At 68.6% G+C, this 547-nt stretch carries 1 protein-coding gene; it reads left to right on the top strand.

Annotated features, from left to right (window positions below):
• Positions 1-517 (top strand): lysylphosphatidylglycerol synthase domain-containing protein (locus tag EOA36_RS36745; protein WP_245464586.1); only part of this gene is annotated, 517 nt, incomplete at its 5' end.
• Between the last annotated feature and the right edge of the window lie 30 nt (positions 518-547).

Here is a 547-nt window from a genome sequence, read left to right as displayed (position 1 = left end):
CTGGAGGACGGTCGGCGACGCCTTCGACCGCGTCACGCCCGGGACGCTCGCGGTGGCGACGCTCGCTTTTTTCGTCACCTATGTCTTGCGAACGCTGCGCGTCTGCGACGAGTTCCGCGACGAGGTGCAAGGCCGTTTCGGCGCCTGCCTGCGCGTTATCCTGATCCACAACGCGATGATCAACGTCGTCCCTTTCCGCGGCGGCGAGACGGCTTTTCCCCTGCTCCTGCGCCAGATCTTCGGCGTACCGCTCATGCGCGCCAGCGCCTCGCTGCTGTGGTTCCGGCTGCAGGATGCCTTCGTCGTCGGCGTGCTGGCGTTGGCGGTTTGGCCAGGCCTGCATCCGGCGATCAGGGTCGCGGGCGTGGCCGTCCTGGTCGCGGTGGCATGGTACCTGCCGCGCTGGGCGCGCGCGCCGCATGACTGGGCCGGGCGCGGCAAGATCGTGGCCAAGCTCGGCTTGCTTCGCGACATCTTCACCGAGGCGACGGGGCGCTCGCGCTACGGCTGGTGGTGAACGATGTGCCAAGTATCAGCGCCAGCAGCC

Source organism: Mesorhizobium sp. M8A.F.Ca.ET.021.01.1.1 (assembly GCF_003998025.1).
Classification (GTDB): Bacteria; Pseudomonadota; Alphaproteobacteria; order Rhizobiales; family Rhizobiaceae; genus Mesorhizobium.
Note: the sequence above shows the minus strand (reverse complement) of the source record. Positions and strands in the feature narration are given on the sequence as shown.